Source organism: Shewanella zhuhaiensis (assembly GCF_022484835.1).
GTDB classification, from domain to species: Bacteria; Pseudomonadota; Gammaproteobacteria; order Enterobacterales; family Shewanellaceae; genus Shewanella; species Shewanella khirikhana.
On record NZ_JAKUDL010000001.1, the window covers coordinates 14,746 to 28,476 of the forward strand.

The following is a 13,731-nucleotide window of genomic DNA, read 5'->3' on the forward strand; positions in this document are numbered from 1 at the left end:
ACGAGACAATGGCAATCGAAATTCATGTACCCGATATCGGCACTGATGAAGTCGAAGTGACCGAGATCCTGGTCAAGGTGGGTGATTCCATCACTGAAGATCAGTCGCTGATCACCGTGGAAGGCGACAAGTCTTCCATGGAAGTACCGGCTCCCAAGGCCGGTGTGGTCAAGGAAATCAAAATTGCGGTGGGCGACAAGGTCGCCACCGGCTCACTGATCATGATGTTTGAAGGTGAGCAAGCGGCTGCTGCTCCGGCGGCCCAGGCCGCGGCGCCAGCGCCGGTTGCTGCAGCTCCTGCGGTAGCCGCACTGAAAGATGTTTTCGTGCCTGACATCGGCGGTGACGAAGTTGAAGTTACTGAAATTCTGGTGAAAGTGGGCGACAGCATCTCTGATGAGCAGCCGCTGATCACCGTAGAAGGCGACAAGGCCTCTATGGAGGTGCCTGCGCCGTTCGCCGGTGTGCTGAAAGAAATCAAGGTCGCCACCGGTGACAAGGTTGCCACTGGCTCCCTTATCATGGTGTTCGAGACTCAGGCTGCATCTGCTGCCCCTGTGGCCGCTGCTGCGCCAGCTCCGGTTGCCGCCGCGCCAGTTGCTGTTGCCGGCGGTGACAAAGACATTCACGTGCCGGATATCGGCGGCGATGAAGTGGAAGTGACCGAAGTGCTGGTGAAGGTAGGCGACACCGTTGCTGCCGACCAGTCACTGCTGACCGTGGAAGGCGACAAGGCCTCCATGGAAGTGCCAGCGCCATTTGCCGGTACCGTGAAAGCCATCAAGGTGGCCACGGGTGACAAGGTGTCTACCGGTTCACTGATCATGGTGTTTGAAGTCGCAGGGAATCCTGTTGCAGGTGCTGCTCCTGCTGCCGCACCAGCTGCACCTGTGGCTCAAGCTGCTGCTCCGGCCGCTGCGGCGCCTGGCGCAAATGCCCAGGCTCAGTCTCCGTCTCAGGGGCAAAGCAAGACCGGCGAGTTCGTGGAAAACCACGAGTACGCCCACGCGTCACCGGTTATCCGTCGTCTGGCCCGTGAGTTTGGCGTTAACCTCGCCAAGGTTAAAGGTACAGGTCGCAAGGGCCGTGTGGTGCGCGAAGACGTGCAGTCTTACATCAAAGAAGCACTCAAGCGTCTCGAGTCAGGTTCAGCCACCGCTGCTGCGGGCGCTGCCTCTGGTGCTGGTCTGAACCTGCTGCCATGGCCTAAGGTCGACTTCAGCAAGTTTGGTGACGTTGAAACTCAGCCGCTGTCTCGCATCAAGAAGATCAGTGGTGCCAACCTGCACCGCAACTGGGTGATGATCCCCCATGTGACTCAGTTTGATGAGGCCGACATCACCGAGCTTGAGGATTTCCGCAAGGCGCAAAACGCCGAGGAAGCCAAGCGCGATACCGGCATGAAGATCACCCCACTGGTGTTCATCATGAAGGCGGTGGCAAAGTCACTGGAAGCCTTCCCATCGTTCAACGCGTCTTTGTCTGAAGATGGCGATAGCCTCATTCTGAAGAAATACATCAACATCGGCATTGCGGTGGATACCCCCAATGGTCTGGTGGTGCCAGTGGTACGCGATGTGAACAAGAAAGGCATCTATGAGCTGTCCCGCGAGCTGGCCGATATCTCCAAGAAGGCCCGCGCCGGTAAGCTTACTGCCTCTGATATGCAGGGCGGCTGCTTTACCATCTCCAGCCTGGGTGGCCTCGGTGGTACCTCGTTCACCCCAATCGTGAATGCCCCTGAAGTGGGTATTCTGGGTGTGTCCAAGTCTGAGATGAAGCCCAAGTGGAACGGCAAAGAATTCGTGCCACGTCTGATGCTGCCACTGTCGCTGTCGTACGATCACCGGGTGATCGACGGCGCCGAAGGTGCCAAGTTCACCACTTATCTGAGCGGTGTACTGTCAGACATACGCAAACTCGTTCTGTAACCGTAAAGGCTGTCCTGAATAGGACGGCCTTTTTATTGTGATCCGTGTCGAACGCGGGTTAAAATGCGGCCACCTTACAAGCGGGCCGATAGTTGGTTTAAAAAGTCGCCTCCCTCAAATGCTTGAGCAACTTTTTAAACGACGGAATGAAGAAAAATTCAGAGGAAAACATGAGTAATCAAATCAAAACTCAGGTAGTAGTGTTGGGCGCGGGCCCTGCGGGTTATTCCGCCGCTTTCCGTGCTGCCGACCTTGGTCTGGAAACCGTAATCATCGAGCGCTTCAGCACCCTGGGTGGCGTGTGTCTGAACGTGGGTTGTATCCCATCAAAGGCCCTGCTGCACATTGCCAAAGTGATTGAAGAAGCCAAAACTGCTGCCGAGCACGGCGTAGTATTCGGCGAGCCAAGCATCGATATCGACAAGCTGCGCGGCTACAAAGAGAAAGTGATCGGCCAACTGACCGGTGGTCTGGGTGGCATGGCCAAGATGCGTAAAGTGCAGGTTGTAAACGGTCTGGGTAAATTCACCGGCCCTAACAGCATCGAAGTAACCGGTGCCGACGGCGCCGCTACCGTAATCAACTTCGACAACGCCATCATTGCTGCCGGTTCACGTCCAATCCAGCTGCCATTCATTCCTCATGAAGACCCACGTATTTGGGACTCTACCGATGCGCTGGAACTGAAAGAAGTACCTAAGAAGCTGCTGGTGATGGGCGGCGGTATTATCGGTCTGGAAATGGGTACTGTGTACCATGCTCTGGGCAGTGACATCGACGTGGTTGAAATGTTCGACCAGGTTATCCCAGCTGCAGACAAAGACGTGGTGAAGGTTTACACCCGTAAGATCAGCAAGAAATTCAACCTGATGCTGGAAACCAAGGTGACCGCGGTTGAAGCCAAAGAAGACGGTATCTACGTCTCTATGGAAGGCAAGAAGGCCCCAACTGAGCCTGTGCGTTACGACGCCGTGCTGGTTGCCATCGGCCGTACCCCTAACGGCAAGCTGATCGACGCCGACAAGGCTGGCATCAACGTTGATGAGCGCGGCTTTATCAATGTAGACAAGCAACTGCGCACCAACGTGCCACACATCTTCGCCGTGGGCGACATCGTGGGTCAGCCAATGCTGGCGCACAAAGGTGTGCATGAAGGCCACGTGGCTGCCGAAGTGATCTCTGGTCTGAAGCACTTCTTCGATCCTAAGGTTATCCCCTCTATCGCTTACACCGACCCTGAAGTGGCCTGGGTAGGTCTGACCGAGAAAGAAGCCAAAGAGAAAGGCATCGCGTACGAGACTGCGACCTTCCCGTGGGCAGCTTCCGGCCGCGCCATCGCCTCTGACGCCAGCGACGGTATGACCAAGCTGATTTTCGACAAAGAGACTCACCGTGTTATCGGTGGTGCCATTGTTGGTGTGAACGGCGGCGAGCTGCTGGGCGAGATCGGCCTGGCCATCGAAATGGGTTGTGATGCCGAAGATATCGCTCTGACCATCCACGCTCACCCAACTCTGCACGAGTCTGTGGGTCTGGCGGCTGAGGTTTACGAAGGTTCTATCACTGACCTGCCAAACCCCAAGGCGAAAAAGAAAAAGTAATTTTCTGATCCGCCGCAAAAAAGACGCCGAAATGGCGTCTTTTTTTATGGCGGCATTTGTGAATGGTGTAAAATTTATGTAATTATCTTCAGGTCTTAGGCTGCTGGTGGCTCTTGGGAATCTGGTCGCAGATCTTAACGCAATAAAAATCATGATAAGAAAAGCCGTTCATCATCTGCTGTTGTGTTTGTGCCTTTATCTGCCCTGGCTGGGAATAAGCCACGGCGGCGAATTTGTGCAGCGCGTTTTTGAAAGCCGCGATGGCTTGTCCAATGGCATGGTGAACTCCATAGCCTTCGATGGCTATGGTTTTGTCTGGGTTGCCACCGAAGATGGCCTGTTCCGGGTCAGCAAGACCCTGGTGCGGCGCATCGATACCTATCAGGGCGAAACCCGCCTCAACGATTCTTACTTTGTGGATGTCAAAGCCCTCGGGCAAGAACATCTGCTGATAAGCCTCTCCGACGTTATTTATCGCTATCACATTCCCTCCGACACCTTCGAGCAGGTCGGCACCGCCGAACTCATGCCTGAATTTGAGGGTGGTGGGATCGTAAGTTCCAACTTTATCGATGACCACACGCTGGTGTTCCTGACCAGCGAAGGCGAAGTGTATCGGCTCAACTTCAGCAGCTGGCAGATAGAAAAAGTCATTCAGCTGCAACAGGACCCGGATCAGCCCTGGGATAAAATTTTGTCCCTCTCCGATGGCAGATTGCTGATTGGTAAGGAATACCACTTGGAGCTTCGCAGTCGCCAGGGTGAAAAGCTGGTGGACTTGCCCTGGGTGGAAGCCTCTGGGCAGGCGAAGCGCTTCTACCGTGACCGGGCCGGGCGGGTATGGCTGACCTCGAGCGACGGTCTGTTCAGCATCGACCCGCAGCGCGAACAGATAACCGCTGTTACCGAAGTGCCGTTTTATGTCACCGCCATCAACGAGGATGCCAAAGGCAATCTGTGGCTTGCCAGCCGCGGTGGGGTACTGAAATGGGAGCCCGAGTCGCGCAAGCTCACCACCTTCGATGGTGATCTGCGCCGCACTGCCAACATCGACTACCTTACCGATCTTGCCATCGACAATCAGGGACTGATTTGGCTTGGTGGCGCCGGTGACGGGCTGGTGCTGGCGGTGGACACGTCGGACTTCATGAAGCAGAAATTTACCGACGCACCGCCGTATCAGCTTGGTAATCAGATGGTGTGGTCCATCTACACCGAGGGCAATAGCTATTGGTTTGGTACCGATGCCGGCGTTATTCGGGTCGAAGAAGGTAAGCCCGGCTCGGTGCTTATCACGCCTGATGAATTTGAGTCCAATGACAGCGTTTACGCCGTGACGTCGTTAAGTCTGGACGAGTTATTAATTGCCACCACCAACGGTCTGTTTGTGCTGAATAAGCAAACCAATGCTGCCCGGCGTTTTTCGGAATGGACCCACGGCAGTGAGTCGTTGAAGCGCAAATACATTCTGAATGTGTATCAGGACCCCGGCATTCCCGGCCGCATCTGGTTTTTGACTGCGACCGGACTCTTCTATTGGGAGCCGGGACTGTTCGACCCTCAGGAGTTTTCCATTCAAAGCCGCAGCGGTGAGCCGCATCTGCCGTCGCTTTACACTATGCTCAGGGCGGCCGATGGTAAGTTGTGGCTAGGGGGCGAGCGCAAGTTCGGCTATCTTGACGGCGATAACTACTACATAGATAAAACCGAGATGTTTGCCAACTTCAAGGGCGATTTGCAGGTCAGCCAGATTGCAGAAATTTCCCCGGGCAAGTTCTGGCTGGGAACGTCCATGTATGGCGTGCTTGAGTATCAGGAAGCCTCCGACAGTCTCGAGTCATTGATGGAGCGCTGGAAGCTCAGCTGCTATATCTCCTACGGTATTGTTGATACCGCGGACTATCGGGTGCTGGTTTGCCCTAAATCTCTGGTGCGGCAACACAAGGCCACCGGTGAGGTGCAGGTGTTTTCGGCCAATGATGGGGTGGTGAACTCCGAATTCAACGAAGGAGCCATCAGTTACCGGCCCGACAAAGGGCTGTTTTTGGGCAGCCCCAATGGGGTGCGACTGCTGGATGTGGCCAAGTTGTCTAATCGGATTTCCAATGAGCGGGTGTTCCTGGAGTCGGTTACAGTGTTTTACGACAATCACGTCGAAAAGGCCTTGGTCCCGTCCAGCGAGACCTATCTCGCCCCCGGTGCGCGCATGATTAGCCTGCAGCTGACCACCAATGATTATCTGGACGATTCCCCCATTTCCTTCCAGTATCGGCTTACCCGCCGCGGCGAGCTGAGAGAGCCCCATTATCTGATGCTCGATGGTCAGCCGCAGCTGAATTTATCCGGGCTTTCCGCCGGTTCCCACAGTCTGGAAATTCTCAGCCAGCGCCACGGGGTTTGGTCAGAAACTCCATACATTCACCAGTTGAAGGTAGATCTTTACTGGTGGGAAACCCCCTGGTTCAAGTGGTCGCTGATTTTTATGCTGATGGGCCTGACCCTGGCCATCATCTTCGTGCGTCAGCGCCAGGTCTCACGTTTCCGCGCCATCAACACTGCGCTGCACGAAAGTGAAGAGCGGCTCCGGCAGTCGCTGCGCGGCAGTGACTCCGATTTGTGGCTGTGGACCCGTAAAGACAACAACTTCTATCTGGATAACAAAAATGGTGTGCTGTCGGTCGACAAGGACGTCCTGGTGTTGGCGCCCGCCGACTTTCCAATCCACCCCGACGATAAAGAGCGGGTGCTGAACCACTGGAATGCGGTGGTGGACGGTGAAGTCGATCGCTTCGATGCTGAATATCGCTTCCGGCGCCGCAGCGGCAGCTGGGGTTGGCTGCGGGTACGTGGCCGTCCAAGTCAACTGGCGCGAGACACAGGTGAAGTGCTGAAAATCAGCGGCATCTACAGTGATATTACTCAGCACAAAGAGCTGCAAAATGAGGTGGATCTGCTGGCGCAGGCCTTTGAAAATACGTCGGAAGGGGTGCTTATTCTCGATGCCGACGAGCAAATCAAGGTGGCCAACCGCGCGGCGCAATCAATACTGGGCTCAACCACGGGTGAGCTTAGTGGGCGCAAGTTTATTTCGCTGCTGTCGGAGCATGGCGGTAACCGCAGTGAGATAGCGGCGCTGCTTTCCAACGGTATGAGCTGGACCGGTGAGCGCGAACTGCGTATCGCCAAGGGGCAGGTGTGTCCTGTGTGGCTCAATGTCTCGGCCATGCTTGGATTGCAGGGCAGGGTCCAGCACTATGTGGTGGTGTTCTCGGACATCACCGAGCGAAAGCGCAGCGAGGCCGACCTGCGCCGTTTGGCCAACTACGATGTGCTCACCGGCTTGCCCAACCGTTCGTTGTTTGCCGCCAGACTGAATCAGGCCATTCACAAGGCGACCCAGCACGATGAGAAGCTGGCGCTGATGTTCCTCGATCTGGACCGCTTCAAGCACGTCAACGATTCTTTCGGCCACAGCATGGGCGATGCACTGCTGGTGGAAGCCGCGGCGCGGCTGCAGTCCTGTATCGACCCTGAGTTCACTCTTTGTCGGTTTGGCGGTGATGAATTTGTAGTGCTCGTCAATGGCGCCGAAGTAGACACGCTCAACCATCTGGCCAACGCTATGCTGGAGCAAATCGAGACGCCGTTCAGGCTGTTTGGCCGCGAATTTTATATCTCCACCAGTATCGGTATTGCCATTTGGCCCGACGATGCGCGTCAGCCGGAGGCGCTGATTAAAAACGCCGATCTGGCCATGTACCACGCCAAAGAAGAAGGCCGTGGCAACTTCCAGTATTACTCTCAGGAGCGCAACGCCGAAGCGCTGTACCATTTGCGCCTGGAGGCTGACCTTCGTAAGGCACTGGAGCGCGGCGAATTTTTGCTGAATTATCAACCACAGGTTGATGTGTTGGAAGACAATCAACCCGTGGGTATGGAGGCCTTGCTGCGCTGGAATCACCCAAAAGACGGCTATGTGCGTACCGACATTTTTATCAAGGTGGCAGAGGCCTGTGGCCTGGTGATCGATATCGACAAGTGGGTGCTGAAGCAGGCCTGCTCCGACGGCGCCCGCTGGAGCAAGCTGCTTGGGCGACCATTCAAGCTGTCAGTGAATATCTCGGCGGTGCATTTCCGTCAGCATGATTTTATTGAGCACCTGCAGCAAACCCTGGACGAAACCGGTATGCCGGTGGAAAACCTGGCGCTGGAAATCACTGAAGGGGTGCTGATGAAGGAGCTGCACGTGGCCCGCGACCACCTGCGGCAGCTGAAAATTATGGGCGTGCAGGTGGCGATTGATGACTTCGGTACCGGTTACTCCTCGCTGGCGTACCTGCGTCACTTCGATGTGAACGTGCTGAAGATTGACCGCTCCTTCCTGATAGATATCGCTGAAAACCCGGCGGATCAGGCCATTGTGTCCAGTATCATAGAACTGGCCCGCAACCTGAAACTCAAGGTAGTGGCCGAAGGGATTGAAACCGAAGAGCAGCTCGAGCAGGTGTTCCGCCGTGGCTGCCATGTCATCCAGGGATATTACTTCGCCAAACCCATGCCAAGGGATGATTTGGATGCCTTCCTCGGCTTGTCTGATCCCGATGAGGCCCTTTCCAGCCAGGTCTGATGAGTCTGTTACTGCTCAGTAAATATTCAAGTTTTTAACTTTATTGCGTCATGTCTGATAGAATGGCGCACAACTTTTTTCCGATACCTTAGCGACCGGCTTAAATGAAGAAGATACTGTCTCTGCTGCTGCTTTTTTCCCTGTCTGCCGCCCAGGCTGCCGATCGCCCCAAGATTGGCCTGGTGCTCAGTGGTGGCGGTGCCAAAGGGGCTGCCCACGTGGGCGTGCTTAAGGTATTGGAAGAGAACCACATTCCGGTGGACTACGTGGCAGGCACCAGTATTGGCGCTTATGTGGCAGGCATGTATGCCCTGGGATACAGCGCCGCCGAAATCGAAGCCATCATGATGAACGTGGACTGGAACCGCGGCTATTCTGACACCATTCCCCGTGAGTCCCTGAGCTACCGCGATAAGCAGCTCAGAGACAAGTACAATATCCCGCTTAATATAGGCTACAGCGAGGGCGAGGTGCAGGCGCCTTCCGGGCTCCTGCGTGGCCAAACCATGTCAGTATTGCTGCGTGAGTCCACGGATGTGGTGCGCGAATTTGCCAGTTTTGACGAGCTGGCGATTCCTTACCGTGCCGTGGCCACCGATCTGGTGACCAGCAGGGCGGTGGTGCTTACCAGCGGCAGCGTGGTCAATGCCATGCAGGCATCAGCCACTGTGCCGGGTGCGCTGCAGCCAATGTTGATTGACGACCGCCTGTTGGTTGATGGTGGTATTGCCAACAATATGCCGGTGGATGTGGTAAAAGCCATGGGGGCCGACATAGTGATTGCGGTGGACATTGGCTCGCCTCTGGTAGGGAAAGATCAGCTCAATGGCACCCTGGCGGTGCTCAATCAGCTATCGACCATGCTGACTGCCGCCAGCACCGAAGCGCAAAAGAAGTTGCTCACAGACGCCGATGTGTTGATTAGACCCGCTATTGATGATCTCAGTACCACCGACTTCACCGTGATGAGCACCGCATTGGTGCTGGGCGAAGAAGCTGCAAACACCCAGGTCGACAAGCTAAAAGCCCTTGGCGTCGACGCCGAGCGTTATGCCGTGTATCAGGATAATAAACGCCAGCGTTCCAGGCAGTGGCTCGAAGACATGCAGCGCCCGGTGGTGAAAGTGGTATACGCCAACCAGTCGCGGGTGAGTGAAAGCCTGCTGGCGGAGACTCTGGGTATCGAGGCCGGAGAAGTGGTCAGCCGTGAAGACCTTGAAGCCGGTATCAACCAGCTTTATGCGCTGAACCGTTTTGAGCGGGTGGATGCCGAGTTTACCGATACCCCGGATGGCCGGGTGCTGACCGTGAACACCAAAGCCAAGTCCTGGGGACCCAACTATTTTGATCTGGGCTTTAACTGGGAAGATGACTTTACCGCTGACTCGGCCGTGACCCTGGATACTGCCTACACCATGACCAACCTCAATGAGAATGGCGGTGAGTGGCGCAACGAGCTAAAGCTGGGTTACGAAAAGCTGATTGGTACCGAGTTTTATCAGCCGCTGGATAAAGATCAGCAGTTTTACGGCCGCGCCCGCTACCAGTATGAGATTGAAGCCTGGGATCTGTTCGACGCCAATAACAAGGTGTTTGAGCTGGACAAAAACACCCATCAAATTGATCTGGGGCTGGGGCTTAATTTTGCCAGCCATGGCCAGATGGAGATTGGTCTGACCGGCGAAAAAGGCAGAATTTCCAATGAGGCCTGGCTTGCCGAAGATTTGGGATTCTCATCCTACGGCAGTTATTTCCAGATTGGCTACGATACTCTCAACAGCATCAGCTTCCCCACTTCCGGCAATAGGGTCACGCTCAAGGTGACCGTGCGCAAGGAAGAGTTTGATGTGGAAGGGGTGGAAAACGAATCCAGCACCCAAATTCAGGCCGATTGGAAAGGTGCCCTGGGCTTTGGCAATCACGCCTTTGTGGGTAAGGCATCGCTGGAGTCGTCCGACTCCGATGGTAATTCTATCCACATTGCTGAGCTGGGCGGCTTCCTCAACCTGTCGGGGTATCGCAAAGATGCACTGGCCGGTGCCCATAAGGTGTTTGGTGCCTTCGTGTATCAGTATGACCTTGGCCGCGATGCGCTTGGGATGACAGATTATCCACTCTATCTTGGCGCCAGTGTCGAGGCCGGTAACGTCTGGTGGGAAATGGATGAGGTGTCGCTGCAGGATCTTATCTATGCCGGCAGCCTCTACATAGGCACAGATACCGATCTTGGTCCTGCCGCCCTTGGCATAGGTCTGAGCGACGATGGTCAGCGTTCCTTCTACCTGTTCATCGGCAAGAACTTCTAAGGCAGGTGCGAACCAGTCCTCGCACCCTGCCAACTAACAGAATTTTACAAAAACCCGCTTAGAGCAGCCTGACATCTCCTGTTAGGCTGTGCGGGACCTTTCTGCCCGCCGCATGGGCATATAACAATAACCGGGGATTGATATGACCAAGTTATCTACTCTGGCGCTGGGCGTAGCCCTGGGGCTGGGTCTGGCTGGCTGTGCCGACAGCACCAAGGCGCCCGAAGCCGCCGTTGCCAATACCGTTGCCGTTTCCGGCATCGAACAGCAAAACTTCGATAAAGATGTGCGTCATCAGGACGACTTCTACTACAGCGTCAACGGCAACTGGCTGAAGAACACGCCAATTCCGGCCGACAAATCCAACTACGGCGCCTTCTCTGTGCTTTATGATGACAGCCAGAAAGCCCTGCGCGAAATCGTTGAAGCAGCCGCCGCCAAAGAAAACAAACAGGCTGGCTCTACCGAGCAAAAAATCGGTGACTTCTACCAGAGCTACATGAACACCGACAAGCTGGAACAGCTGGGTGTTGCGCCGGTTAAGCCTGCGCTGGATGCCATCGCCAAGGCAAAAAGCCATGAGGCACTGGCGGGTTTGATGGGCAAATTGCTCACCGACGGCAGCAAAATTCCTTTCGGTTTCTGGGTTAACAACGACGCCAAAAACTCTTCCCAGTATGCGGTATACATGAGCCAGAGCGGCCTGACCCTGCCTGATCGTGATTACTACCTGAAAGATGACGCCAAGTATGTGGCCAACCGTGACGCCCTGGCCAAGTATGTTACCGAGGTGCTGAGCGCTGCCGGTTACGCCGATGCCAAGCGCGCTGCCAAGAGTGTGGCTGAGATTGAACTCTTTATCGCCAAAAACCAGTGGAGCCGCGTGGAGTCACGTGACGCCAACAAGGTTTACAACAAGCTGAGCCGCAAAGAGCTCGATAAACTGTTCGGAGGTTTTGACTTTGAAGCCTTCGCCGCCAAAGCCGGCATGGGCGACAAGGTGACCGACATTATCGTGCGTCAGCCTTCTTACTTCGAAGCGCTGGGCAAGGGCTTCAATGAATTCCCCGTGGCCGCCTGGCAGGACTATCTGGCCTTCCATCTGGTGGATGGTGCCGCCGAGCTCTTGAGCGACAACTTTGTGCAGCTGCACTTTGATTTCCACGCCAAGACCCTGGCCGGTGTGCAGGAGCAGGCGCCACGTTGGAAGCGCGCCGTGGACGCTGCCGATCAGGTGATTGGTGAGCTGGTGGGTGAAGCCTATGTGAAGGCCCACTTCAAGCCCGAAGCCAAGGCCCGCATGGAGCAGCTTATTCATAACCTTATCAAGGCCTTCGAGGTGAGCATCAATGAGCTGGAGTGGATGACGCCCGAAACCAAGATTGCCGCCCAGGACAAGCTGTCCAAGTTCACCTACAAGATTGGCTATCCGGATAAGTGGAAGGATTACACCGGGCTTGAAATCAAGGCCGACGATCTGGTGGGCAACTACGTGCGCTACGCCAACTTCGAATACGCCGATATGCTGGGCAAGTTGGGTCAGCCAATCGATCGCACCGAGTGGCACATGACGCCGCAAACCGTGAACGCCTATTACAGCCCTGTGGGTAACGAAATTGTGTTCCCGGCCGCGATTCTGCAGCCGCCATTCTTCAACATGGACGCCGACGATGCAGTGAACTACGGTGGTATCGGTGCCGTGATTGGCCATGAAATCAGCCACGGCTTTGACGATCAGGGCTCCAAGTACGACGGTAACGGTAACCTGCGTAACTGGTGGTCTGACAAAGACCGTGACGAATTCCAGAAGCGTGGCAAGCAGTTGTCTGAGCAGTACAGCAAGTACGAAGCCCTGCCAGGCAAGTTTGTTAACGGCGACCTGACCCTGGGTGAAAACATCGGTGACCTTGGCGGCCTGACCGTAGCCCTGCGCGCCTATCAGATGAGCCTGAACGGCAAGCCTGCGCCGGTAATCGATGGTCTGAGCGGCGATCAGCGCTTCTTTATGGGCTGGTCCCAGGTATGGCGCCGCAACTACCGCGATGAAGAGCTGGGCCGTCGTCTGCTGACCGACAACCACTCGCCAAGCCACTTCCGCGCCATGGGCACCCCACGTAACATCCCCGGCTTCTACGAGGCCTTCGGCGTGTCCGAAAACGACAAGATGTACCTGCCAGAAGAGGCGCGGGTGAAGATCTGGTAACGGATTTTTCCCACTAAAAAAGCCGGGCCGCTGAGGATCAGCAGTCCGGCTTTTTTTATTACTTTTACAGCCAGTTAACTGTGGCTTGTCAGCAGCACAGGCAGGGCGGTTAAGTCGTCGGCCTTTACGTGGGCGACGGCCCAGCGGGCCTGTTCGCGCTCGTGGGCGGGGGGAATGGCCAGGGTCTGCATGGTGGCGGCGCGGGCGGCGATCAGGCCGTTGAAGGAGTCTTCCACCGCCAGACAGTTGCGGGCAGGCACCCCCAGAGCGTCGGCACACTTCAGGTATACCTCGGGGTGGGGCTTGCCGTAATCGAGATGCTCGGCAGATTCCATGGCCTCGAAATAGCCGCGGATATTCAGGGTATCCAGCACCGCATCGATAATGGCCCAGCTTGAGGAGGTGGCAAGGCCTATTTTAAGACCCTTGGCACGGCAAAATTCCAGCGCCTCAATCACGCCCTTCATGGGTACGCCTTCGGCGAGGATATGAGCCACCACGCCATCGACAATCTGTTTGGCCACGGCGGCGTTGTCGTAGTTATCCCAGGGGAAACGGCGATACCAGTAGTCGACCACCATATCGATGCGCAGCCCCACGGTGTCGTGGATGTCTTCGGGCTTGATGGGCAGGCCGAGTCCGGCCAGTACTTCGTATTCGGCGAGTTGCCACACGGGTTCTGAATCGATAAGTATGCCGTCCATATCAAAAATTACGGCATCGATGCGGTTGGTTAACATGCTGGCTCCTCAGAAAATGAGTCGATATTGTCGCTTGGGCAAAATTTTTTTTCAGCCCATATTTGTCTGCACTGAAAACCCGGCTGTTGAAATTAAATGGGCAGGTGATTGGTAACGTTTTGTATTGTATGAAATTTGCCCTTGTTTCAAACTATTGTCTAATTTCGTGCGTTTAATCGCTGGGATAAGGTGCCGCTTGCCCACAGAATTTCCGCAGATTTCCCCCGCACAAGAGTGTGAGCTGATTCATACTTTTTCAAAGCTGTAGTATACTGCAGCCCGGAAATCCGGGTCGTCCTGTCGGACTGTAGCCTTCATCCACG

Annotated in this window: 6 protein-coding genes; 5 read left to right on the forward strand and 1 reads right to left on the reverse strand. The window is 55.5% G+C overall.

The window, feature by feature from the left end:
* Positions 1–8 precede the first annotated feature (8 nt).
* From aceF to MJ923_RS00100, 5 genes are all read left to right on the forward strand, one after another.
* Entirely contained in the window at positions 9–1,931 is a 1,923-nt protein-coding gene (aceF, locus tag MJ923_RS00080; protein WP_240589374.1) for a pyruvate dehydrogenase complex dihydrolipoyllysine-residue acetyltransferase, read from the forward strand.
* Positions 1,932–2,101: 170 nt separating this feature from the next.
* Entirely contained in the window at positions 2,102–3,532 is a 1,431-nt protein-coding gene (lpdA, locus tag MJ923_RS00085; protein ID WP_126169213.1) for a dihydrolipoyl dehydrogenase, read from the forward strand.
* A gap of 151 nt (positions 3,533–3,683) precedes the next feature.
* Positions 3,684–8,159, forward strand: a complete 4,476-nt coding sequence (locus MJ923_RS00090) for an EAL domain-containing protein (protein WP_240589375.1) — start codon at positions 3,684–3,686, stop codon at positions 8,157–8,159.
* A 104-nt stretch (positions 8,160–8,263) separates the two neighbouring features.
* Positions 8,264–10,465, forward strand: a complete 2,202-nt coding sequence (locus MJ923_RS00095; RefSeq protein WP_240589376.1) for a patatin-like phospholipase family protein — start codon at positions 8,264–8,266, stop codon at positions 10,463–10,465.
* Between the two features lie 142 nt (positions 10,466–10,607).
* Positions 10,608–12,668: a M13 family metallopeptidase gene (locus tag MJ923_RS00100; RefSeq protein ID WP_240589377.1), complete on the forward strand. Its 2,061-nt coding sequence runs from the start codon at positions 10,608–10,610 to the stop codon at positions 12,666–12,668.
* A gap of 74 nt (positions 12,669–12,742) precedes the next feature.
* On the opposite strand, the gene hxpB is transcribed toward MJ923_RS00100, so the two are convergent.
* The gene (gene hxpB, locus MJ923_RS00105) at positions 12,743–13,408 is read right to left on the reverse strand and encodes a hexitol phosphatase HxpB (RefSeq protein ID WP_240589378.1); all 666 of its coding nucleotides are present in this window, start codon (positions 13,406–13,408) and stop codon (positions 12,743–12,745) included.
* Positions 13,409–13,731: the final 323 nt, after the last annotated feature.